A 24337-nucleotide genomic window follows, 5' to 3' on the forward strand; every position below is an offset into this window, starting at 1 on the left:
GTGCGCGGCGGTGTGTATGACGGCCACCGTTTCCGTCGACTGTTCCACGACCGTCACCGCGCACTTATTACTACAGTAGACAGAGTCTCTCGTCAATGCCCGCCGAACCACCGATGGGCATCGGGGCGGGCGTTCCGGTCTTGCGCACCGACTCTCGTCGTACTACAACTGACAGAGTCGGTCGTCTCGTCGGCGACTGCAGCGCCACCTTCGGAAGGGATGCCGGAATCGCCATGAGTCCCGCTCAACCACTCGCCGGCCGCGTCGGCATCGTCACCGGCGCCGGCAAAGGACTCGGCCGTGCCTTCGCGCTCCACCTGGCGGCCGCGGGAGCAACCGTCGTCGCGAACAACCGCAATCGCGAGGTGGACGACGCCGGGCTCGGCCCGGCCGACCATGTCGTCGCCGAGATCCGTGCAGCGGGCGGTGATGCCGTTGCCGAGCACAGCGACGTGGCGGACCCCGCCGCAGCGCGGGCGATGTTCGAGTGCGCCATGGACATCACCGGGCGAATCGACTTCCTGGTGACCAGCGCCGGCATCAGCACTCCGACGATGTTTCACAAGTCGAGCACCGATGCCTTCGACCGCGTCATCGCGACCAACCTGTCGGGCACCGCCCACATCGCCATGCTCTGCGCGGCGCACATGCGCTCCAACACCTTCGGACGGATCGTCCTGGTGTCCTCGACCGCGGGCCTGCACGGCGAACCGACCGCCAGCGCCTACACCGCCAGCAAGGGCGCGATCACCACGCTCGGCCGCGCGATCGCGGTGGAGGGCGGGGCCCGCAACGTGCTGACCAACGTGCTGATGCCCTATGCGACGACACAGATGACCGACACCGGGATGAACGAGAGCTATCGCGAGGCGATGACATCCGCCTCTGTCGCACCCGTCGTCACCGCGCTCGTCGACCCGCAGTCGACGCTGAACGGTCAGATCGTGGTCGCCGCCGGCGGCGCCATACGTGCCGCGAGCGCCGTCGAGTTCGGCACCGTCGAGCTTCCCGGCCGCAGCGTGTCGCCCCAGGAACTCGAGCAGCTGCTGGCGCTCAGCCGCAGTGCCACGCCACGCGAGTATCCGGAGGCGCAGTCGGCCTTCCTCGACTTCGCCGCCGAGATCACCGGCCGCAGCCCGGAGGAGTTGTCGTGAGGCTTTACACCGACGAGCAGGTCACGCAGTTCGAGCGCGACGGCTGGTGGAGCGGCCGCACCTGGGTCGACGAGTTCGACCGACGCGCCCGCGACAACCCGGACCGGATCTCACTCGTCGATCCGGTCAACCGCGAGAGCATCACCGACGGTCCGCCCCGCCGACTGACCTGGTCCGAGGTTGCGCAGGAGGTGCACGATCTGGCCCGCGCCCTGCACCGCTGCGGTGTTCGGCAGGGCGACGTGGTCGGTGTGCAACTGCCCAACTCGGTCGAGTTGGCGATGGCGTACATCGCGACGGCCACCATCGGGGCGATCGCCTCGCCGTTCCCGATCCAGTACGACGCGCACGAGTTGCGTCAGATGGGTGAGCGCGCTGGCATGACGGCTTTCCTGACCGTCGGGCGGGCCGGCAAACGACACCCCGCCAGCACGGCAGCCGGCCTCGTCGCTGCGGTGCCCTCACTGCGGTCGGTGCTCGCGTGGGGGAAAGAACTGCCGGTTGGGGTGATCGACCTGGGGCCGGCCCTTCGAGACGACCACGACGATGCGGAGTTCGGGCGGCATCTGGCCGGGCTGGTGCGGCATCCCAACGACTGCGTGACGCTGTGCTGGACCTCCGGCACCGAGGGAATACCCAAGGGAGTTCCACGCGCACATGGCGACTGGATGACGATCGCCCTCGGCACCATCGAGACACCCCGACTGACATCACAGGACGTGCTGCTGAACCCGTTCCCGATGGTGAACGCCGGTGGCATGGCCGGGATGTTCCTGCCGTGGCTGATGCTCGGCGCGCGACTGGTGCAGCACCAGCCCTTCGACATGGAGACCTTCATCGGACAGATCGAGCACGAGCGTGTCACCTACACGTGCGCCCCGCCATCCGTGCTCGACGCTCTTGTCGGGACGCAGGAGGCGCTCGCCGGTCGCGACATCTCATCGCTGCGCGCGGTCGGATCCGGCTCGGCGCCCATGGCGGGCTGGATGATCGAGGCGTGGGAACGCCGGCACGGGGTGGAGGTGCTCAACCTCTTCGGCTCGAACGAAGGCCTGTGCCTGTTCGGCTGCCCGGACACGATTCCCGATCCCGCCCAGCGCGGCCGACTGTTCCCGCGGCCGGGCGACGACAGTTTCGCCTGGCGCACCCGCATCGGTCGTGAGAGCCGGTCGCGGCTGGTCGATCTGGTCACCGGCGAGGACATCGACGAACCGGGTCGACCCGGCGAACTTCGGGTGTCCTCCCCTGCGATCATCGCCGGCTACTGGGGCGATGCGCCGTCGCCGTTCGACGAACTGGGGTACTACCGCACCGGCGACATCTTCGAGTTCACCGACGACGAGCGCCACCTGCTGGTGTATGTCGATCGTGCCAAGGACCTCATCAGTCGTGGTGGCTACAAGATCTCGGCGGCCGAGATCGAGTCACTGCTGTCGGCGCATCCCAAGGTCGCCGAGATCGGCGTCGTGGGGATGCCGGACGAACGCCTCGGCGAAAAGGTGTGCGCCTTCGTCGCGCCGGTGGACCCGCACGACCCACCCACCCTCGACGACCTGTTGGACCTGTTGCGCGAGCAGCAGGTGACGCGCTTCAAATGGCCCGAACGGCTGGAGGTCATCGAACAACTACCGCGCAATCCCGTCGGCAAGGTCCTCAAACGCGACCTGCGCGACCAACTGCGAGCACCGTCGTCATGACGGATGTCGCTGTCGGCAGGTGATGACCGGCAGCGCCATACGTCATCCGGATCGGTGCCCGCAGAGCCGGTCACGACGGGAGGCATCGGTAGGGTGAGCGTCGTTCCAGGCCGAGGTCGGCCGTCCAGATCGTGAGGGGAGGTCACTGTGGCCGGGTCGGCACGAGCATCCGAACAGCAGGTCACCCGACTGGAGGCCGGCGGCCCGAACTCGATCGCCGTCGCCAACGGCATCATCGGCGACGAGTGGACGCTGTGGATCGTGCGGATGGGCCTCAACGGCATCACGCAGTACAACGAGTGGCTGAACGCCGGGCCCATCTCCAGTTCGGTGCTCAACTCACGCCTCAACCGGTTGGTCGAGACCGACATCATGCAGCGGGTGGAGTACACCTCCCGCCCGGTGCGCCACGACTACGTCCTCACCGCACGCGGCCGCTCGATGTGGCCGGTGCTGCTGACCATGTGGGACTGGGAACGTGTGTGGGTACACAGCCCCGACGCGCACCTTCCGCTGATGCAGCACACGCTGTGCGAGCAGGTCTTCTCACCCGTGCTGCGCTGCGAGGCCTGCGACGAGCAGGTGGCCGCCCGTGATCTCACCGCCACAGAGGGACCGAGTGGCGGATGGGACCGCAGCATTCCTGCCGCCGCGACCCGCCGGCGCTCCCACTCCGGGCATCGCCCGGATGCCGTGATCGATCAGACGATGGCCATGATCGGAAACCGTTGGTCGGTCGCCCTGCTCGGCTCGGTCTTCCTCGGTGCCACGCGCTTCGGTCAGTTCGAGCAGCAGATGGGCGCACCGCCGACGATCGTCGCCGAACGATTGCGCACCTTCTGCGACATCGGCGTGCTCGACAAGACCCCTAGCGCGCAACGGTCCGACTGGACCGACTACCGACTGACCGAGAAAGGGCGGGCGTTCTTTCCCGTCGTCGCCTCTGTCCTGGAGTGGGGCCAGCGTTGGTTCCGCGCGCCCGAAGGACCTGCTCTGCGCATCGTGCACCGGCAGTGCCGCCGCACCTTCCACCCGCGCCTGACCTGCAGCGTCTGCCAGGCCGGACTGCGCGGACACTCGGTGCGCACCATCCCCGACCCGGATGACGCCGCGGTACGCGCGACCATCGCGTAACCGACTGCGACATACGACTCGGATCGTTTCGGTGCTCCCGGCTGCACTCAGGAACGGCCGGTGTTCAACGAGGTGGTGGCGTTCATGACCTTCGCCATACCGCGCTCCCACCGCACCGGATCCAGGGCGTACTTGGCACGCGCTTCGATGGCCATGGCGTCGGTGTCCCGGATTCGCTCGCCACGCTCCATCGCCTGCAGGCCCGTGGCCGCAATGGTCCGCGGATCCTCCTTCGCGCCTTCGACATGATCGGCCATCCGGGTGTCCACCGATCCGACGATCAGAGCCGTGACGCTGGTGCCGTTCGGTTCGAGTTCGGCGCGGGCGATGATCGACAGGAACAGCGCCGCGGACTTCGCCGGTGAGTAACCACCCATGAACGCCGTGGGCATCGCGCCGGCCACCGAGAGCACGTTGACGATCGCACCGCCGCCGTTGGCAGCGAGCACCGGAGCGAAGGCCCGGATCATGTTCAGCGGCCCGAAGTAGTTGACCTCCATCTCGCGACGGGCCATCTGCGGGTCCTGGGCAAGCACCAACCTGTCCCGGCCGTGCAGGCCGGCGTTGTTGATGACGACGGTGACGTCGCCACACGCCTGCGCCGCGGCCACCACGGATGCGTCATCCGTGACGTCGAGGGGTACGACCACCGCGCCCGCCGCCCGAAGTTCGTCCGGAACCTCAGCGGGGGTGCGTGCTCCGCAGTAGACCCGCGCCGCACCTCCGGCGAGCAACTCCTCGACGAACGCACGGCCGATTCCGCGATTGCCACCAGTCACGAAAGCGACCGAACCGGCTACCTGCACCGCCATTGCGAGGACCTCCGGGAGTAGTAGAACACGGCGCGGAACAGCGCCGGATCACGCCCCTGGTCCGGCCGCGGCGCCGATCGTCGTCGGGGCGCATCTCACCCGTGACAGTGGCATTCAAATGCCGCCATCACTGAGGTGGGAACGACTCTCACACTACAGCTAGCAGCGTCACTGGCAAGTGATTCGAGCCGAATTCGTCAATTTTCTGCATTCCGTTGACCACGCCTCCTCCGTCGGTGCATGATGCAACTCTGCTAAATGTAGTGACGCAGGTCACGCTGCTTTTCGAGTCGCGACGGACCATCCCCCAGGCAGGAGAATCGACGATGCTGGAGATCCAAAATCTGGTGCTGCGGTTCGGTGGCATCACTGCTCTCGAGGGCGTCAGCTTCACCGTCGCCGACGACGAGATCTGCGGGCTGATCGGCCCCAACGGCGCCGGCAAGACGTCGCTGTTCAACTGTGTGACCCGGGTCTATCTGCCCACCGAAGGCACGATCACGTATGACGGGCAGGACCTCCTGGCCCTGCGGCGTCACCAGGTGGTGCAGAAGGGCATCGCACGCACCTTCCAGAACCTCGCGTTGTTCCCGTCGCTGACCGTCCTGGAGAACACCATGGTCGGGGCACACTCGCGGTCGACGCCCGGTCTGCTCGCGTGCGCGCTGAGCTGGCCCACCACGCACCGCGTGCGCCGCGAGCTGGAATCCGAGGCGTGGTACGTCCTGGAGGAACTGGGTCTGGCCGACCTCGCGCACTCGCCGGCGCACGGTCACCCGTTCGGCACGTTGAAGCGCGTCGAGCTGGCACGAGCGCTGATGAGCCGGCCGTCGCTGATGCTGCTGGACGAACCGGCCGGTGGCCTCACCCACGCCGAAGTGCACGAACTCAGCGAGCTCATCCTGCGGATGCGCAGCACGTTCGGCTTCAGCGCCCTGCTGGTCGAGCACCACATGGGCATGGTCATGGGCACCTGCGACCACGTCGTGGCCATGGATTTCGGTCGCACGATCGCCGACGGAACACCGCGCGAGGTGCAGCAGTCCCCCGCGGTCATCGACGCCTACCTGGGGCGGACGGCATGAGCACCGCGCCGACGGTCGAGAGCGCACAGACCGGTCTTGCTCCGTTGCTGGAGATCACCGGCCTCAGCGCCGGGTATGGCGCAGCCAACGTGCTGCACGACATCGACCTGAGCGTGCAGCCCGGTGAGGCGGTCGTGGTGCTCGGCGCAAACGGCGCAGGCAAGACGACGCTGCTGCGGGCGATCTCGGGCCTGATCCCGCACAACGGCTCGATCCGGGTGGACGCCACCGACGTCGGTCGCATCCGACCCGACGTCATGCTCCGGATGGGTATCGCTCATGTGCCGCAAGGCCGCGGAACGCTCACCGACATGACCATCCAGGACAACCTGAAAGTCGGTGCCGTCAGCCGGAAGGACGCCCGCGCGGTCGCCCAGGACATCGACCAGTGGTATTCGGTCTTTCCCGCGCTCGGGAAGCGGCGCAGGCAGATAGCGGGGACCCTGTCCGGCGGCGAACAACAGATGCTCGCGCTGGCTCGCGCGATGATGGCGCGGCCGCGGCTCCTGCTGTGCGACGAGGTCAGCCTCGGTCTGGCGCCGCTGATCGTGCAGGGCATTTTCGAGGTGCTCACCGAGGTCAACGCCACGTCGGGAACGGCGCTGCTGCTGGTCGAACAGAACGCCGAGCTCGCCCTTGCCGTCGCCTCCCGTGTCTACCTCCTCGAAGTCGGATCCGTCGCGGCGCACGGCCCGAGCGCGGAGTTCCGCAACAACGATGCGATCCGACGCGCCTACCTCGGGTACTGAGGGAGAAAACACATGAGCACATTCCTCACCTACCTGATCAGCGGGGTCACCGCCGGGTCGATCTACGCGATGATGGCGCTCGCCTTGGTGGTCGTCTTCCGCAGTTCGAGCACGATCAACTTCGCCCAGGGCGAGTTCGCGCTGTTCTGCAGCTTCGTCGCCTGGTGGCTCACCACCAAGGGCTGGTCGATGATCGCGGCGGTCTTCGTCGCGATGGCGGTCGGATTCGTGATGGGTGTCCTCACGGAGCGATTCCTGGTCCGGCCGGTCCGCCGGCGCAACGAGGTGGCCACCCTCATCATCGGCATCGGTCTGTTCACGGCTCTCAACGGTGCCGACGGCTGGATCTGGGGACCGGCGAACAAGACCTTCCCCGAATTGCTGCCCAGCGGAGCCGGTGACTACTTCTCGGTCGGCGGCGCACGGTTGCACTACGACTCGATCGGGATCTTCCTGAGCCTGCTGCTCGTGGTCGGCATCCTGATGCTGCTCTTCCAGAGGACACCGCTCGGCCTGCAGATGCGAGCGGTGGCAACCAATCCGGAATCGGCGGCGCTCAGCGGCGTCAAGGTCGGCCGGGTGCTCAGCGTCAGCTGGGGCATCTCCGCCGCCATCGGAGCCTTCGCCGGGGTGCTGCTCATCCCGGTGCTGCCGCCGAATCAACTGTCACTGAGCAGCTTTTTCAACATCCTGATCATGGCGTCCGCCGCGGCGCTGTTCGGCGGACTGGACAGCGTCACCGGAGCAGTCGTCGGCGGGCTCGCGCTCGGCGTCGGTGAGTCGATGCTCAGCGGCTACGTGACCTTCCTCGGCGGATCGCTCCAGTTGACCATCGCCCTGCTGATCATCGTGCTGGTCCTGGTCTTCAAACCGACCGGCATCTTCGGCGCACAACGAATCGAGCGGGTATGACTGCCAGCCCCTCCGTCACTGGTGACCCCGCCGACCAGAGCGCTGTCGCAGTGCCCGAGAACTCACACGACGCCGCCCCGGCGACCACCCGGCGCCACCCCCGCGTCGTCGAACGTGGCTCTCGTCAGCACCTGTTGATGCTGCTGGCCGGGTGCGTGATCGCCGCTGTCGTGGTGCTCGCCGGTTCCGGCGTGGGCCAGTTCCAGATGGCGCAGCTGACACAGGTGATGATCTTCGCGATCGCCATCACCGGGCTCAACATCGCCACCGGCTACACCGGCCTGATCTCGGTGGGTCACTCGGCATTCTTCGGACTGGGCGCGTACACCACCGGCATACTCATCGTCTCCGCCCACTGGTCACCCGTGGCGACCATCCCGGCTGCATTCGTCGTCTGCTTCGCCGCCGGCCTGCTCGTCGGCCTGCCGGCACTGCGCATCCGCGGCCTGTATCTCGCGATCGCCACTCTGGCTTTCGGGGTGTCCTTCCCGGAGGTCATCGACCGGTTCGACGGACTCACCGGTGGCGCCTTCGGACTCACGATCCGGATGAATCAGCTCCGGCCGCCGGCCTGGACGGGGCTGAACATCAACGAGCAGTCGCAGTGGCTGTACTGGCTGAGCTTCGTGGTGCTCGTCGTCGTGCTGCTGATTTCGAGCAACATCATCCGCAGCCGGTACGGCCTGGCACTCATGGCGACGAGGGACAACGAGCTCGCCGCTGCCTCCTCGGGCGTCAACATCGCAGTGGTCAAGACGGTGTCCTTCGGAGTGTCCGGAGCGTTGACCGGCATGGGCGGAAGCCTTTTCGCGATGTACCTCGGCAGCCTCGTGGCCGACGACTCGTTCACTCTGCTGCTCGCGATCTCGTTGCTGACCGGGCTGGTGATCGGCGGCCAAGGCACCCGCTTCGGGCCCATCCTCGGCGGGCTCGCCGTCGTCTACATCCCTTACTACACATCGTCATTCGGGCAGGGCGAGGTCTCCGCGGTCATCTTCGGAGTTCTGCTCATCCTGCTCATCTTCATCGCCCCCGAAGGCATCTCCGGATTCATCTTCCGCGAGACACGTCGGTGGCTGCGGGTCATCCCGCGCAGGCCTGAGCCGTTCGTCGGTTCCCAACAACCCGCAGATGCACCAACACAGAAAGGCTCCGTGGCATGACATCGAGAACAACCAGGGCCCGACGGATGGCTGTTGCCGTGGTCAGCAGCGTGGCCGTCGTCACGATGGCCGCCTGCTCCTCCTCATCGAGTAGCGGGTCGTCGGCAGGCTCCGACAACTCATCGGGTTCCGGATCCGCCTCAGGATTCAACGTGAACACCGGTGACTGCAACAACCCGAACGTGAACAAGGTCGTCACCGGCTCGTGGACCGTCGGGTACAGCCTGCCGTTGTCGGGACCGGTCGCCGGAGTCGTGGAATACAGCATGGAAGGCTGGAAAGCCCGCATCAAAGCCTTCAACGACGCCGGCGGAATCGACGGTGTCAAGATCAACGTCAAGTACCTCGACGACCAATTCACGCCGAGTATGGCGAAGACCAATGTCACGCAGTTCATCGAAAGTGACCACGTCGACTCGCTCATCACCTTCGGCACCGGCAGCGTCGGCGCGATGGCGGATCTGCAGAACGCCGACTGCGTGCCGCTGTTGTACCCGAGTTCGTCCGTCGAGCAGTACCGCGACATCTCCAACTACCCGTGGACGGTGCAGTTCCTGCCGTCCGGCACGGCGGAGGCGCGGTACGACGTGAAGTACATCCTGTCGCGCTTTCCAAGCGGTGCGACCGTGGGTATCGCCCAGGACCAGACGCAGTCCGGACTGGGTGAGTACAAGGCCTTCGTGAACGCGGCCAAGGGCACCAAGCTGGACATCTCGGTCGTCGCCGACGAGACCGACCCGAATGCCGCGGCGACCAAGCTCGCCGCCGGCAAGGTGGAGGTCGTCTACAACGCCGGCATCACCAACGAGTGCGGCCCGCTGGTGACCGCACTGCAACGGGTGGGATTCACCCCCAAGCTGGTACTCAACCCGAGCAACTGCGCCGACAGCACCGGCTATGTGCAGGCCGGCGAGGCGGCCAACGGCAACGTGGTGCCCAGCTACCTGAAGAACCCCGCCGACCCGGCACTGGCCAACGACCCCGGGGTGAAGGAGTACCTCTCGCAGGTCACCACCGCGAACAAAGACAACTCGATCGCGGTCGCCGGGTGGGTGCAGGCGGACCTGCTGATCCACACCCTGCAACTCGCCGCCAAGATGCCCGGCGGTCTCACCCAGGCCAACGCGATCAGGGCCGCCCGCAACATGACCTACGCCAGCCCGATGCTGCCCAACGGCATCAGCTGGATCAGCAAGCCGAACGAACTCATCGGCATGAGCGGATTCCAGACGCTGGTGTGGAACGCCGCGACCAAGACCTTCACGACCCAGGGCGGGATCATCGATCTGAGCGCCAGCTGACCCGGCAGCAACCCGACAGGTCCGGGCGTGAGTCTCACCAACGAGGCTCACGCCCGTGACACGCTCACGGCAACAGAAATGAGAGGTCTGCACCATGGCCGCGCGGAAGATGCACCCCCAGTCGCGAATCGACGAGTACCGCCGCAAGGGCTGGTGGACGGGCGAGACCGTCCAGCAACTGTTCATCGACCGCGTCGCCGAACGCGGCGACGCGGTCGCCACCGTCGATCCGCTCAACAAGGCCGATCTGGTCGACCTGCCCGCTCGCCGGCTCAGTTGGTACGACGTGGCGCGCGAGGTCGAAGCCCTCGCGGCGGTGCTGCGTGCGCACGACATCGGCGAGGGCGATGTGATCGTGCTGCAACTGCCCAACATCGTCGAACTCGTCGTCGCCTATCTCGCGGCCTGGCGGGTGCGCGCCATTGTCTCCCCACTACCGGTGCAATATCGCCGGCACGAGATCGTCGAACTCGGTTCGCTCAGCAAGCCGAAGGCCTTCCTCACCGCCGACCGCATCGGGACCCGCTCGGTAGCCGCTGACGTCGTCACGGCACGCGACGACCTGCCGTCGCTGCAGACGGTGCTCTACTACGGGCCGACCACCGTCGCAGGCGCTCACCGGATCGAGACCGGTCTGGGCCGTGTCGGCGACGACGACCTGGCCGCCGTCGAGGCGTATGCCGCGGCACATCCGGTCGACCCCAACGACTGCATCACGATCTGCTGGACCTCGGGCACCGAGAGCCGGCCCAAGGGCGTTCCGCGAGCCCACTACGAGTGGCTGATCATGAGCTGGGACACGGTGTACTCACCGGACCTGACCAGCGAATCACGCCTGCTCAACCCGTTCCCTATGGTCAACATGGCCGGGATCAACGGGATGTTCCTGCCGTGGCTACGGGTCGGTTGTGTGCTGGTGCAACACCACCCGTTCGACCTGGGTGTCTTCCTGCAGCAGGTCGAGCAGGAACGGATCACCTACACGGTGGCACCGCCGGCCCTGCTCGCCACGTTGCTGCAGCGACAGGAGATCCTGCAGGGGACCGACATCTCCACGCTGCGCCAGATCGGGTCGGGTTCGGCGCCACTGCAGGAGTGGATGGTGCGTGGCTGGCACGAGCGCTACGGCATCGCCGTCATCAACTTCTTCGGTTCCAACGAGGGCATCTCGCTGATGACCGACGTGAAGCTGATGACCGACCCGGGTCAGCGTGCGCGATTCTTCCCTAGGTATGGCGGTGACCGCGTCTGGTCGTTCCCGGCGGCGGCGTCCACCACGGTCAAACTGGTCGATGTCGCGACCGGCGTGGAGATCGACGAGCCCGGCATACCTGGTGAACTGCGGTTGAAAGGCCCGAGCCTGTTCGCGGGCTACCTGGACGGCGCGCACGTGTCCGACCCGTTCGACGAGGACGGATTCCTCAAGACCGGTGACATGTTCGCCATCGACGGTCCGCAGAACCAGTTCCTGCGGTATGTCGATCGCTCCAAGGACATGATCATCCGGGGTGGGATGAACATCGCACCGGCGGAACTCGAGACGTTGATCGGCGCCCACCCCTTGGTGACGGAGGTGGCCGTCGTGGGATACCCCGACGATCTGCTGGGCGAGCGCGCGTGCGCCGTGGTCGCCCTGACGCCGGGGGCCGAGCTGACGCTGCCGGAACTCGTCGAACACCTGCGCAGCTATGACATCGCCAGCTACAAGCTGCCGGAGCGACTCATCGTGCTGGACAACCTGCCCCGCAATCCGGTGGGCAAGGTCCTCAAGCGTCAGCTGCGCGACGACGTGCAGCGGCAGACCGCATGATCGTCGACGACACCGTCGGCGCGATGCTGGCCGCATCACTACGACGCGGCGGCGACCGGCCCGCGCTGCGAATGGCCGACGCCATACGTACGCACCGCGAACTCCTCGACCACGCCAACAGATTCGCCAATGCGCTGCGCGGATCGGGCCTGCGGCCGGGCGACCCGGTGGCGCTGATGCTCACCGACCGGTTCGAATCCGTGGAGGCCTACCTCGGTTGCCTCATCGGAGGATTCGCCGCCGTGCACGTCAACGACCGGTGGGCCGCCCGTGAGGTGCAGGCAGTGCTCGCCGATGCCGGTGCCCGTGGCTTCGTCTACACCGACGGCGTCGGCGAATCGGTCTCCGCGATCGACGCACTCGGTGACATCCCGGCCGTGATCGCGATCGGCGAACCCGTCGCGGCCGGACACCACCTTTGGTCGAATTTTCTGGAGGCTGCCCGGCCGGTGGCACCCGACGCCGCCGGCGGGACCGATCCGAACGACCTCACGATCATCGGCTACACCAGCGGAACGACCGGCCGCCCCAAGGGCGTCGTGCATACGCAGCGCTCACTGTCGCGGACGATCCGGCACATGCCGGTGCACTTCGAGTTCCGACCGCGCAATCGCACGGCGTTCACCGGGACGTTGTCGTTCGTCTCGGGCATCTGGGGCGTGCTGCTGCCGACGCTCTATCTCGGCGGAGAGGTGTCGTTCATGGCCGGACTGGACGCCGACGAGTGGATCTCACGGATGATTCAGCAGTCGTCGATGTCGACCTACGTGCCCACTCCGCTGGCGGGCGACTTCAACGAGCAGATCCACCGACGGCCGGAGGTGCTGCGGACGCTGCGCTCGGTGCTGCATTCCGGTTCGCAGATTCCGCCGCTCACCCTGCGCCGCACCGTCGAACTCATCGGCGCCCGCATGGTCGAGTGCTACGGAATGACCGAGACCGGCGCACCCGTCACCACCACCGAGCCGGACGACTGGTCCGCGGACTGCCGCGCCGACGACATCTACGCCAGTGCCGGTCGGCCGATGCATCTGGCGGACGTGCGCATCATCGACCGCGACGGTGCGCAACTGCCGACAGGTGAGACCGGCGAGATCAGCGTCAGCTCGGAGACGCAGTTTCTCGGCTATCTCAACGACCCTGCCCTCACTGCGCAGACGCTCGTCGACGGACGCATCCGCACCGGCGACGTGGGCCGACTGGACGACGCCGGTTATCTGTATGTCACCGACCGGGCGAAGGACATGATCCTGTCCGGTGGCATGAACGTCTTCCCGGCCGAGGTGGAGTCCGCGATGGTGGATGTTCCGGGATTGCAGGAGATAGCGGTCTTCGGCATACCGCACGAGCGCTGGGGCGAGACCGTGGTCGCCGTGGCGGTGCGCACCGACGCCGACCTCGACGAGGCCGCGGTGATCGAGGCGGCGCGCGCCCGGCTCGCGTCATACAAGAAGCCCACGAGCGTGCGCTTCGTCGACGCGCTGCCGCGCACCGCGAGCCTGAAGATCGACAAGCCGGCGCTGCGCCGAGCCTGGGTGGACCTGCCGCCCGAGCCGGACAAGCACTGACCGGGCGGCACACGTCGGCCGGTGGGTTCAGTCCGGCTGACGCGCCAGCCCGCCCTCCCCCAACGGCGCGAAGGACGGCGGGCGGCGTTCCACGAAGCTCATGACCCCCTCATGGAAGTCCACCGACGCCAGCGCGGCGTGCTCGCGTCTCTCGGCATCGGCGACCACCTCCAGGAAGCTGCTCTCGCTGCCCTGGCGCAACTGCTGCTTGATGTGCTGCACCGACGCCGGCGAGCAGTTGAGCGCGAGGTCGCGGGCGTAGGTGAGCACCTCCGCCATGAACTCCGGTGCCGCGATGAGCCGGTGGACCAGTCCGATCCGCTCGGCCTCGGTGGTCGTGAAGGTGCGGCCCGACACCAGCAACTCGGTCGCGCGGCTCGCCCCGATCAGGCGCGGCAGCAGGTATGACGCAGCGTGCAGCGCGGGCAGTCCGCGACGTGCGAAGGCCGTGCTCAGCCGCGCATCCGGGACGGCCAGCCGGACGTCGCACATCATCGTCTGCACGAGGCCGAAACCCGCTGCGGCGCCGTTGATCGCGGCGATCATCGGCTTGGGGACCGTCATGGGATACCAGTCGGGTTGCTCGATGTCGGCCATCTCGGGGTTGAACTCCCCCGTCTGCGTGTAGACCTGCAACTCCTCGGTGTCGGCGCCGGGACAGAACGTGCTGCCGGCCCCGGTGATGACGATGCATCGCACAGAGGCATCCTCGACGCACTGCTGCAACCGGTCGTAGTACCTGCGCTGCAGGGGCACCGTCCAGGCGTTGCGACGGTGCGGCCGGTTCAGCGTGAGTATGGCGACGCCGTCGACGTCGTCGCGCAGGACCAGTTCATCGGACACGGCTGCGACCTCTCATCCATCGGCGCGCGATGCGCCGGAGTCGGGTGGGCACCTCACGGCCGGAAACGGGCTGCCTGGGCTGAGTCGATGTACTCGTCCAGCCGGGTGATCCGCCCGTCCTCGCCGACGAGCGCCACGACGCAGGCGTTCATGGCCAGCTCCTCGCCGCTCGCGCGGTGCGTGCCACGCAGGACGTGCTGTTGCACCACGCCCCCCTCGAACACGTGGATGCGACGGTCGGTGTAGCGCCGGTCGGCCACCCACTCGGCCATCCGGGTCAACAACCGGGCGTTCTGCTCGACCGTCTGCACCCGGTCGTCGTGGTTGTGCCAGATCTGGGCATCCGGAGCGTAAACCTCGAAAATGTCTGTCGCATCACCGGATTCGGCTGCGGCGATGATGCGGTCGAGGAGCTGGATGTACTCGTGTCGGTGCTCGTCGGTCATGCGATGCCCTTCTTCATGTCGCCGGTGCGCCGCGGGTCTGCAGCGTCATACGTCTGGTCATGGCCTCGCGGTATTCGCGCTCGAGACGGTCGACGACAGCAGCGGCGGGCTCGATCCCGTGGATCGTCTGCAGGCCCTGCCCCGCTGCCCAGATGTCCTTCCACCGCTTATGGCCGGCGTCGCTGCCGCTGTTGTAACTGCGGATCGCGGGGGCGCCCATGTCGCCCGGGTCGTAACCGTTGGCGGCGAGGCTCGGCCGCAGCCATGATGCGTCCGTGCCGGTGACGGCCGAACTGACGATCAGGTCGTCGAGTCCGTGGTCGACGACCATCTGCTTGTACTCCTGCACCGCCAGGCTCTCGGTCGTTGCAAGAAATCTCGTGCCGACGTACACCAGGTCGGCTCCTGCGGTGACCGCGCCGGCCACGCCGTAGCCGTCGCTGATCCCGCCACCGACAGCGATGATGCCGTCGAAGAACTCGCGGACCGCGCTGATGAAAGCGAACGGCGACAGGTGACCGGTGTGCCCGCCGGCGCCCGCGCAGATGCACGCGAGTCCGTCAACCCCGGCAGCGACCGCCTTCTGCGCCAGGCCCACGCTGACGACGTCGGCGATCACCAGTCCGCCGTAGCCCTTGACGACCTCCATCACCGGCTTCGGGGAGCCCAGCGCAGTGATGACCACCGGTGGCCGGTGCTCGGCGACGACCTTGAGGTCGGCGGCGAGGCGATCGTTGGTGCGATGCGTCACCAGGTTGACCGCCCACGGCAGCGTCGCGCCGTTGCTCGTGCGTAAGCCCGTGCGAATAGTGGACATCCACTCGTCGAGGTCGTCGACGGTCCGGGCGTTCGGCGCCGGGAAGGCGCCCAGTGCGCCCGCCCGACCGGCCGCAATGACCAGGTCGGGGCCGGTGATCAGGAACATCGGTGCGGCAACCACCGGCACACGCAACTGGCCCAGCACTTCTCTCACCCGACACATCCCCTTCGCGAACCGGATCCGAATGCCTAACACTACAACTAGCAGAGTAACCATGACTTGCGGAAGACCCTGATGTCATTCGGCGTCGACCCTTGCCGACAGCATGAGTGACTGCTACAACTGAAGTATGACGTCGTCGATCTCGGCCCCGGCTCCGGCCTACCGACACCTGGAGTATCTGGTGGACGACGGCATCGTCACGATCGCGCTCAACCGCCCGGAGCAGATGAACACCGTCGGCCCTGACATGCGCGACGAACTCGTCGCCGCGTTCGTCGCCGCCGATGAGGATCCCGAGGTGCGGGCGATCGTGGTGACCGGCCGCGGGCGCGCATTCTGCGCGGGGGCGGACGTGTCCGGCGGTGCCAGGACCTTCCACGCGGAGTCCGCCGGGTGGGGACCGGTCGAGGAGTTCCGCGACGGCGGCGGCCGGATCACCATGCAGATCTTCCGCAGCACCAAACCGGTGATCGGAGCAGTCAACGGCGTCGCGGCCGGACTCGGCGCGACGATGTTGTTGCCGATGGACATCCTGCTCGCCGCCGAAACTGCCCGAATCGGCTTCGTTTTCGCGCGTCGTGGGCTGGTACCGGAAGCATGCTCCACGTGGTTCCTGCCGCGCCGGGTCGGCATTTCACGCGCCGCGGAGTGGCTTTACACCGGCCGGATGATCCCGGCCGCGGATGCTGCAGCCGCCGGACTCATCGGCCGGGTGCTGCCCGCGGACGAATTGCTGCCGGCCGCCTACGCTCTGGCCCGGGAGATCGCCGACAACAGCGCACCCGTGGCCGTCGGCGTGATCCGTCAGATGATCTGGCGGGTCAGCGGAGCCGAGCATCCGATGGCCGCACACCGGGTCGACTCGGCGATGAACCACGCCCTGGGTCAGGGCCCTGACGTCGCCGAAGGCATCCAGGCATTCCTGGACAAACGGCCTCCCGAATTCACCGGACGTTTGCCGAGCGACGCGCCCGCCGGCTTCCCGTGGTGGGACGAGCCGGAGTTCGTCCCGGTGCTGCCACGCCAGGAGCAGCATCCGACGACAGGCTCCGACATATCCGAGGTGACTCAGCCGTGACCGCGCTCCCGGCACTGCGGCAGTTGGTCTTCCTCGCCGCCGACCTCGACACGACACTGGCGACCGCCAGGGCCGAGTTCGGCTTGCGCGAGGGCATCAGCGACGCAGCGGGTATGGCGCAACTGGGCTTCGTGCACCAGGTGCTGACCATCGGGCGCACCCACCTGGAGTTCACCGCGCCGCTCTCCCCCGACACCGGTCCGGGGCGGCTCGTCGCACACCGCGGCGACATCGGCTACATGGTCGTGATCCAGGTCGCCGACATCGACGCGACGATCCGTCGGGCCGCCGCCCTCGACCTGACCCCCGTGCTCGAAACGCCCTACGAGGACAACACGATCACCCAGTGGCATCCGCGCGACTTCGGCACGCTGCTGGAACTGGACCAGATCCGGCCGGCGGACTCGTGGCACATGGCCCCGCGCATCTTCGAGATCGGCAGCACCGACGTCGTCGGCGACGTCACCGGTATCGACATCGCGGTGGCGGATCCGCCAACTGTCGCGCAGACCTGGGCGACGGTCCTCGACATACAGCTGCGGAACCAGGACACGACACTGGACCTCGACGGGCGCACGATCCGCTTCGTTCGCGCGTGCCGGAGTGCCGAAACTGGCCTGGTTGCAGTCGAATTGCCGCTCACCGACCCGTCGGCACCGGCTCGGTCGGTCACCGTGTCCGGAGTGGACTTCCGACTCGTTCCGGCAGCCGCCCCCACCGACAACTCACTTCGTTTACTGTAGGAACATCGACACGAGAAATGAGGCACTGATGGCTGCTCACGGGACTCGGACCTGGGTGCTCGGCGGGTATCAGAGCGACTTCGCACGCAACCTCGCACGCGAAGGCACCGGCATCACCGAACTGTTCGCCGAAACCGTCCGCGGCACCCTGGACGCCTCCCCCGTGCCGGTCGGCGACATCGACGTCATACATGTCGGCAACGCCTTCGGGCAGTTGTTCACGGGGCAGGGCCAACTCGGCGGCATGCCCGCGACCGTCGAGCCCGATTTGTGGGGCCTCCCGGCGATGCGCCATGAGGCCGCCTGCGCATCCGGGTCGATGGCGATCCTGGCGGCGATGGCCGAGATCGAGGCCGGCAGGTATGACGTGGCGCTCGTCATCGGCGCCGAGATCGAGCGCAACGTGCCCGGCGATCTGTCCGCGACCTACCTCGGCGCCGCGGCACACATCGGTCATGAGGGCCAGCAGGCAAGGTTCATGTGGCCCCACATGTTCGACCGTCTCGCCGAGGAATACGACCGTCGGTACGGGCTCGACGACCGGCATGTGCATGCGATCGCAGAGCTCAACACCCGCAACGGCCGCGCGAATCCCCTTGCGCAGACACGGTCCTGGACCTTCACCGATGCCAGCTTCACCGACGACGACGCAGCCAACCCCAGCATCGAGGGTCGCGTTCGACGCACCGACTGCGGCCAGGTCACCGACGGTGCCGCCGGCGTCATGCTGGTCAGCGATCGCTACCTCGCGGCGCACGCCGACATCGCTGCGCGGCCGCGTGCCCAGATCCTCGGCTGGGGTCACCGGACCGTCGGACTGTCCCTGACGCAAAAGTTGCAGCGGTCCGGCGACGACCTCTACGTGCTGCCGCATGTGCGACGCACCATCCGCGACGCGTTCGACCGGGCGAAGATCAGCGACGTCTTCGATCTCGACGCGATCGAGACCCACGACTGCTTCTCGATGACCGAGTACGCCGCGATCGACCACTTCGGCATCACCGGTCCCGGCGAGAGCTGGAAGGCGATCGAGAACGGTGACCTCGAGATCGGCGGCCAGATCCCGGTCAACCCCAGCGGCGGGCTCATCGGTGGCGGACACCCGGTCGGCGCGACAGGTGTGCGGATGCTGCTGGATTCCTACAAGCAGGTGACCGGCCAGGCCGGGGACTACCAGGTCGACGGAGCGCGCCGCGTCGCGACCTTGAACATCGGCGGCAGCTCGACCACCACGGCCAGCTTCGTCGTCGGAGCGGAAACGGAGAACTGAGACATGGTCAAGACAATGGAGATTGAGGTCCTCGGCAGGGCGTTGTCCACGCTTCCCGCTGACGACGACCACCCCTACCGCACAGGACCGTGGCGGCCGCAGACCGTCGAGCGCCGCGTCGCCGACTGCGAGGTCATCGGTGATCTGCCGACCGACCTCGACGGCGTCTACCTGCGCAACACCGAGAACCCGGTGCATCCCGCTGTGTCGATCTATCACCCGTTCGACGGCGACGGAATGGTCCACGTGGTGGGATTCCGCGACGGAAAAGCGTTCTACTCCAACAGATTCGTGCGCACCGACGGCTTCGTCGCCGAGCAGAAGGCAGGTGGGCCGCTGTGGTCCGGGCTGGCCGAGGACCCGGCGAAATCGCCGACCCAGACCGGCTGGGGCGCGCGTGGCCGGATGAAGGACTCCTCCAGCACCGACGTCGTGGTGCACAACGGGGTCGCACTCACCAGCTTCTACCAGTGCGGCGACCTCTACCGGCTCAACCCCACCACCTTGGAGACCCTCGGCAAGGCCGGCTGGAACGGGCGCTTCCCCTCCGACGTGGGCGTGTCCGCGCACCCGAAGGTCGATGAGCACACCGGCGAGATGATGTTCTTCAACTACTCCACGCAGGCGCCGTTCATGCACTACGGCGTCGTCGACGACGAAGACAACCTGGTCCATTACGTCGACGTGCCGCTGCCCGGGCCGCGGCTGCCGCACGACATGGCGTTCACCGAGAACTACGCGATCCTCAACGACCTTCCGCTGTTCTGGGAGCCGGAGGCACTGGCGGCCGGCAAGTATGCCGCGCGCTTCCACAAGGACATCCCCTCGCGGCTGGCGGTGATCCCCCGCAAGGGCAACACCAGTGACATCAAGTGGTTCGAGGCCGATCCGACATACGTGCTGCACTGGGTCAATGCCTACGAGGAGGGCGAGGAGATCGTGCTCGACGGGTTCTTTCAGATGGACCCCGAACCTCCGTCGGGCGGCGGCACGATCTACCAGCGGATGTTCCGGTTCCTCGACAACGAGTTGATGGGCCCGAAGCTGCACCGGTGGCGGCTGAACCTGCGCACCGGTCAGACCAGGGAGGAGCGGCTGACCGAGACCACCAGCGAGTTCGGCATGATCAACGGCCTGCACGGCGGGCGGCGACACCGCTACGCGTATGCGGCCACGGCACTGCCGGGTTGGTTCCTGTTCAACGGCCTGGTCAAGCACGACGTCGAGACCGGCAACGAGGAGCACTACAAGTTCGGCGAGGGCGTCTTCGCCAGCGAGACCGCGATGGCGCCGCGCGTCGGTTCGACAGGTGAGGACGACGGCTACCTGGTCACCCTCGTGTCGGACATGAACCGCGACTGCTCTGAATGTCTGGTCTTCGATGCGGCACGCCTGGCCGATGGACCCATCGCCCGGGTGCAGTTGCCCGAGCGCATCAGCAGCGGGACCCACTCCACGTGGGCACCGGGCAGCGCCATACCGGACTGGGCGACCGCCGACGACCCGGCCACCGCCATCGGACTGTAAGGGAGTACGACGTGACTGCATGGGCTGTCCTGCGGCAGGTGGTGCTGGCGACCGGCACCATCAACGACGACGTCGCCGTGGTGCGCCAGGCCTTCGGATTCGGCGCCGGTTTCGCCGACCCGGAGCTGCGCAAACTCAACCTGGCTGATGCGACGATGCCGGTGTCGAGCACGCGATACCTGGAGTTCGTGGCACCGATCGAGGCCACCGGCCCGGTGCATGCCTGGTTGGCCAAGACCGGACCGCGGGGTGGATTCACCTTGTCGGTGCAGCACCCCGACCCCGACGGGGTCCGCGCCCGGTGCGCGGAAGCCGGTGTGCGGGTTCCGATCGACGACGTGGCCTTCGGCCGGACGGTCCTGCAGTTGCATCCCCGCGACGTCGGGCTGCTGCTGGAGGTGGACGGCATACCCGAGCCGGACGTGTGGTTCTGGGACGACGTCGACCCCGGACCCGAGCCGGGTGCCGGCGTCGACGAGATCGTCGGGGTCGACATCACGGTCGACGACCCGGAATCCATGACCGCTCTGTGGGCCCGGATCCTCGACGTGGAGCCGAGCGACTCCACCGCGTTCGACCTCGGCGGCTCGACCGTGCGATTCGTCGCCGGCGCACCCTCGGCCGACTGGAACATCCAGCTGCGCAGCAGCGGTGGATCGGATCTGCCGGACCTGCCCGGCATCACCTTCACCCTGGTCTGACGGCCATGACGACCATCACGCCCGTCACCGAGTCCGCGCACTTCCGGGCCGTCGAACTGTTCCCGCCGGTCGGCCTCGACGTCGAACGCCGACCGGACGGCGTCATACTTCTGCGCTCGACGACGCCCGGCATGCCGGTGCCGGTGACCTTCGCGGCCGGCTTCGCCGAGCGCGCGGTCAGCCACGCCGGTCAGACCCTCATCGCCGAACGCAACGCCGGCGGGGAATGGGCGCGGACCACGTATGAGCAGGCGTACGACCAGGCCCTGCGGATCGCCGGCTGGCTGCTCGACCAGGATCACCCGGACGAGCGCGTGATGATCGTGACCGAGAACTCCGTCGCCCACGCGCTGATGTTCTTCGGTGCGGCCGTCGCGGGCGTGCCGTTGTGTGCGGTCAGCGCCCAGCACGTGCTCGTCGCCCCGGAGCGGCTGGCCCATGCCGTCGACGTCGTGCGTCCCACGATCGTCTTCGCCGAGCAGGCCACATCGATCGCGGACACCCTCGCATCGGTGCTGCCGCCCGGCACGACCGTCGTCAGCACCGACGGAGCCGGCACCGTGACGTGGGAGCAGGTCCTCGCACACGATCCGCTGCCCGATGCCGAGGCACACATCGCGGCGCTCGACCCGCACGCGCCGTTTCGTTTCATGTTCACCTCGGGCTCGACGGGCATGCCCAAGGCCGTGGTCCACACCAACTTCGGCTGGTGCCGGTTGTTCTCCGGAGCCAACGCGCTGCTGGCCAAGGTCTCCGGCTGGGACGAGCGCACCCTGGACTGGATGCCGTGGAGCCACGTCGCCGGCTTCTCGGTGCTGATCGGCTCGGTGCTCAACGGCGGGGAGTACTACGTCGACGACGGTCGCCCGACTCCCGAGTTGTTCGGTCGCACCCTGCGCAATCTCGCCGAGGTGCAGCCGCTGTTCTTCGCAAATGTGCCGGCCGCGTTCAACATGCTCTGCGACGCGCTCGACGCCGACGAGGCGTTGTGCGCCCGCTTTTTCGAACACCTGCAGCTGTGCCTGTACGGCGGCGCCGGGTTGACCCAGCCGGTCTACGACCGCTTCCAGCAACTGGCCGAACACACCGTCGGCGAACGCATCATGTTCACCACCGGTTACGGCTGCACCGAGTCGACAGCGGGCTGTATGTCGATCACCTGGCCCACCACGCAGGTCGGCGTCGGCCTGCCCTGTCCGGGGTTGACGGTGAAGCTTCTGCCGCTGGACGACGACCGCTTCGAGGCGAGATTCCACGCCGACTTCGTGCTGTCCGGCTATCTGGACAATCCCGAGGCGACAGCCCGTGCCTTCGACGAGGAGGGCTTCTACCGCTCGGGTGACGCGCTGCGCTGGATCGACCCCGACCGTCCGGAGCTCGGCCTGGTGTTCGCCGGGCGGCTGGCCGAGGAGTTCAAGCTGAGCACCGGCACCTTCGTGCGCGGCGGCTTCGTTCATGACGCGCTGCTGGCCGCGACCTCTCCCGTCGTGGCCGAGGCCGTCCTGTGCGGCGAGGACCACACCGAGGTCGGCGCGCTGGTGTGGCTCAATCCGGCAGGCTGCTCGGCGGAGCTCGGCTCGTCATACAGCACGGACGACGCCCTGGACTGGATCGTCGACCGCGTGCGCCAGATGCCGGGAGCCGGATCGGCCGGCCGTGTTGCCCGGCTGGCGGTGCTGACCGATCCGCCGGACATCGCCAAGGGCGAACGCTCGGACAAGGGCACCATCAATCAGGCCATGGCCCGCCGCAACCGGTCGGCCGACATCGACGCGCTGTATGCCGCGGCACCGCACGTGCGGGTCGTGTCATGAGCCTGGCCCAGATCCTGCGCGACGCGATCGCGCGCGACCGCTCGGCGGTCGCACTCGACGGCGACAGTCGCACCGTGACCTTCGGCGAGCTCGACGCCACGTCCAACAGGGTGGCGAACGCGCTCATCGCAGCCGGCGTCGGCCGCGGTGACCGCGTGGTCTTCATCGACCGCAACTCGACCGCCTTCTGGGAGGTCTACCTCGGCTGCCTCAAGGCCGGGGCGGTCATGGTGCCGCTGAACTTCCGGCTCAGCGCCGCCGAGGTTGCGTGGGCGGTGCAGGACTGCGAGCCGACGGTCATCGTTGTCGATGCGACGTTCGCGGACCTCGTGCCTGCGGACTTCCCGACGGTCGTGGTGATCGCCGATGCCCCGGCGCCGGATCCTCGTGAGTCCGGCCGCCCGCGGTACGACGCCTGGCTCGAGGATGCCGCCGACACCGACCCCGGTCGCGATGCGACCGGGGGGGAGTATGTCGGCCTGCTCTACAGCTCCGGCACCACCGGCCGACCGAAGGGTGTGCTGGTCAGCGACGAGCAGCAGGAGTGGGCGGTCCCGGCGTTCGCGTCGTATTTCGACGTCGACTCCGATTCGCGCAGCCTGGTGCCCATCCCCTACTTCCACATCGCCGGTGGTGGCTGGGCGATGGTGACACTGTCGCGCGGTGGCACCGTCATACAGTCGCGTGAACCCACCGCGGAAAGCATGTTCGACCAACTCGTGCGGCACCGCGCGACCCACACGGCGATGGTGCCGGCCGTCATGCGGATCCTCACCCAGTCGCCGGAGGCGCGTGCCGCGGACTTCAGTGCCCTGCGCCAACTGGTGTATGGCGGTTCCCCCATCTCCGAGGCCCTCGTGCGTGCCAGCAGCGAGACCTTCGGCACTCAGTTGTTCCAGTCGTATGGCTTGTCCGAGACCACCGGTGTCACGACCCTGCTCGGCCCCGAGCAGCACCGCCCGGACGGCGACCTGTCGCGACTGCGCTCGGCGGGCCGGGCGGTCGATGGCATCGATCTGCAGATCCGTGATCCGTTCGACGGAAGCCTTCTGCCGGCGGGTGCCTCGGGCGAGATCGTCGTGCGCGGTCCCAGCGTCACGCCCGGCTACTGGCGGCTGCCGGAAGCGACGAAGCAGGCATTCACCGCCGACGGGTTCCTGCGGACCGGCGACGTGGGCACGCTTGACGAGGACGGCTTCCTCTACATCCGCGACCGGATCAAGGATCTGATCGTCTCCGGCGGGGAGAACATCTATCCGGCCGAGGTGGAGTCGGTGCTGGCAGATCATCCGCAGGTCGCCGACATAGCGGTGGTCGGCATACCGGACGAACGCTGGGGCGAGCGCCCGATCGCGTTCGCGGTGGCCAGTGGCGGCGAACTCGACCCGGCTGATGTCGTCGCCTTCGCGCGAGAGCGGATGGCGCACTTCAAGTGCCCGACCGAGGTGGTCGTGCTCCCGGAACTGCCGCGCAATGCCTCCGGCAAGATCCTCAAGCGCGACCTGCGTGAGCCGTACTGGCTGGGCCACGACCGCGCGGTGCGCTGAC

Annotated in this window: 21 protein-coding genes; 17 read left to right on the plus strand and 4 right to left on the minus strand. The window is 67.4% G+C overall.

Features of this window, described 5'->3' with window-relative positions; translation table 11 throughout:
* Positions 1-95 precede the first annotated feature (95 nt).
* From BKA23_RS15945 to BKA23_RS15955, 3 genes are all read left to right on the plus strand, one after another.
* The gene (locus BKA23_RS15945) at positions 96-1154 is read left to right on the plus strand and encodes an SDR family NAD(P)-dependent oxidoreductase (protein WP_211841769.1); all 1059 of its coding nucleotides are present in this window, start codon (positions 96-98) and stop codon (positions 1152-1154) included.
* Entirely contained in the window at positions 1151-2851 is a 1701-nt protein-coding gene (locus tag BKA23_RS15950; RefSeq protein ID WP_145230312.1) for a class I adenylate-forming enzyme family protein, read from the plus strand. Before BKA23_RS15945 ends, BKA23_RS15950 begins: the two co-directional genes overlap by 4 nt.
* Before the next feature lie 147 nt (positions 2852-2998).
* On the plus strand, positions 2999-3985 hold the full coding sequence (locus BKA23_RS15955) for a winged helix-turn-helix transcriptional regulator (protein WP_211841770.1): 987 nt from the start codon (positions 2999-3001) through the stop codon (positions 3983-3985).
* Between the two features lie 47 nt (positions 3986-4032).
* Here BKA23_RS15955 and BKA23_RS15960 read toward each other — a convergent pair whose 3' ends face one another.
* Positions 4033-4797, minus strand: a complete 765-nt coding sequence (locus BKA23_RS15960; RefSeq protein ID WP_145230314.1) for an SDR family oxidoreductase — start codon at positions 4795-4797, stop codon at positions 4033-4035.
* A 326-nt stretch (positions 4798-5123) separates the two neighbouring features.
* On the opposite strand from BKA23_RS15960, the gene BKA23_RS15965 reads away from it, so the two are divergent.
* From BKA23_RS15965 to BKA23_RS15995, 7 genes are all read left to right on the plus strand, one after another.
* Complete coding sequence (locus tag BKA23_RS15965; RefSeq protein WP_145230316.1) at positions 5124-5882, plus strand: ABC transporter ATP-binding protein; 759 nt, start codon at positions 5124-5126, stop codon at positions 5880-5882.
* Positions 5879-6631 carry an ABC transporter ATP-binding protein gene (locus BKA23_RS15970; RefSeq protein WP_145230318.1) on the plus strand — a complete coding sequence of 251 codons (753 nt, stop codon included), beginning with the start codon at positions 5879-5881 and terminating at the stop codon, positions 6629-6631. The genes BKA23_RS15965 and BKA23_RS15970 overlap by 4 nt, the downstream gene beginning before the upstream one ends.
* Before the next feature lie 12 nt (positions 6632-6643).
* Positions 6644-7543: a branched-chain amino acid ABC transporter permease gene (locus tag BKA23_RS15975; protein WP_145230320.1), complete on the plus strand. Its 900-nt coding sequence runs from the start codon at positions 6644-6646 to the stop codon at positions 7541-7543.
* The gene (locus tag BKA23_RS15980) at positions 7540-8706 is read left to right on the plus strand and encodes a branched-chain amino acid ABC transporter permease (RefSeq protein ID WP_145230322.1); all 1167 of its coding nucleotides are present in this window, start codon (positions 7540-7542) and stop codon (positions 8704-8706) included. The genes BKA23_RS15975 and BKA23_RS15980 overlap by 4 nt, the downstream gene beginning before the upstream one ends.
* Positions 8703-10007 (plus strand): ABC transporter substrate-binding protein, encoded by a 1305-nt coding sequence (locus tag BKA23_RS15985; protein WP_145230324.1) that lies wholly within the window; start codon positions 8703-8705, stop codon positions 10005-10007. Before BKA23_RS15980 ends, BKA23_RS15985 begins: the two co-directional genes overlap by 4 nt.
* A gap of 94 nt (positions 10008-10101) precedes the next feature.
* On the plus strand, positions 10102-11817 hold the full coding sequence (locus tag BKA23_RS15990; RefSeq protein ID WP_211841771.1) for a class I adenylate-forming enzyme family protein: 1716 nt from the start codon (positions 10102-10104) through the stop codon (positions 11815-11817).
* Entirely contained in the window at positions 11814-13385 is a 1572-nt protein-coding gene (locus tag BKA23_RS15995; protein WP_145230326.1) for a class I adenylate-forming enzyme family protein, read from the plus strand. Before BKA23_RS15990 ends, BKA23_RS15995 begins: the two co-directional genes overlap by 4 nt.
* A gap of 27 nt (positions 13386-13412) precedes the next feature.
* On the opposite strand, the gene BKA23_RS16000 is transcribed toward BKA23_RS15995, so the two are convergent.
* The 3 genes from BKA23_RS16000 to BKA23_RS16010 are packed head-to-tail and all read right to left on the minus strand — an operon-like array spanning position 13413 to position 15647.
* Complete coding sequence (locus tag BKA23_RS16000) at positions 13413-14228, minus strand: enoyl-CoA hydratase-related protein (RefSeq protein WP_145230328.1); 816 nt, start codon at positions 14226-14228, stop codon at positions 13413-13415.
* A gap of 53 nt (positions 14229-14281) precedes the next feature.
* Positions 14282-14674 carry a nuclear transport factor 2 family protein gene (locus tag BKA23_RS16005; RefSeq protein WP_145230330.1) on the minus strand — a complete coding sequence of 131 codons (393 nt, stop codon included), beginning with the start codon at positions 14672-14674 and terminating at the stop codon, positions 14282-14284.
* 13 nt (positions 14675-14687) lie between these two features.
* On the minus strand, positions 14688-15647 hold the full coding sequence (locus BKA23_RS16010) for an NAD(P)H-dependent flavin oxidoreductase (protein WP_246104704.1): 960 nt from the start codon (positions 15645-15647) through the stop codon (positions 14688-14690).
* A gap of 136 nt (positions 15648-15783) precedes the next feature.
* Here BKA23_RS16010 and BKA23_RS16015 point away from each other — a divergent pair, with 136 nt between their 5' ends.
* The 7 genes from BKA23_RS16015 to BKA23_RS16045 are packed head-to-tail and all read left to right on the plus strand — an operon-like array spanning position 15784 to position 24336.
* Positions 15784-16734 carry an enoyl-CoA hydratase-related protein gene (locus BKA23_RS16015; protein ID WP_145230334.1) on the plus strand — a complete coding sequence of 317 codons (951 nt, stop codon included), beginning with the start codon at positions 15784-15786 and terminating at the stop codon, positions 16732-16734.
* Positions 16731-17477: a VOC family protein gene (locus BKA23_RS16020; protein ID WP_145230336.1), complete on the plus strand. Its 747-nt coding sequence runs from the start codon at positions 16731-16733 to the stop codon at positions 17475-17477. The genes BKA23_RS16015 and BKA23_RS16020 overlap by 4 nt, the downstream gene beginning before the upstream one ends.
* Before the next feature lie 28 nt (positions 17478-17505).
* A complete protein-coding gene (locus BKA23_RS16025) occupies positions 17506-18747 on the plus strand; it encodes an acetyl-CoA acetyltransferase (RefSeq protein ID WP_145230338.1) in 1242 nt (413 codons plus the stop codon).
* A 15-nt stretch (positions 18748-18762) separates the two neighbouring features.
* Positions 18763-20274, plus strand: a complete 1512-nt coding sequence (locus tag BKA23_RS16030; protein WP_145230340.1) for a carotenoid oxygenase family protein — start codon at positions 18763-18765, stop codon at positions 20272-20274.
* 11 nt (positions 20275-20285) lie between these two features.
* Complete coding sequence (locus tag BKA23_RS16035; protein WP_170226633.1) at positions 20286-20975, plus strand: VOC family protein; 690 nt, start codon at positions 20286-20288, stop codon at positions 20973-20975.
* A gap of 5 nt (positions 20976-20980) precedes the next feature.
* A complete protein-coding gene (locus BKA23_RS16040) occupies positions 20981-22789 on the plus strand; it encodes an AMP-binding protein (protein ID WP_145230344.1) in 1809 nt (602 codons plus the stop codon).
* Complete coding sequence (locus BKA23_RS16045; RefSeq protein WP_145230346.1) at positions 22786-24336, plus strand: long-chain-fatty-acid--CoA ligase; 1551 nt, start codon at positions 22786-22788, stop codon at positions 24334-24336. Before BKA23_RS16040 ends, BKA23_RS16045 begins: the two co-directional genes overlap by 4 nt.
* Position 24337: the final 1 nt, after the last annotated feature.

Source organism: Rudaeicoccus suwonensis, assembly GCF_007829035.1.
Taxonomy (GTDB): domain Bacteria; phylum Actinomycetota; class Actinomycetes; order Actinomycetales; family Dermatophilaceae; genus Rudaeicoccus; species Rudaeicoccus suwonensis.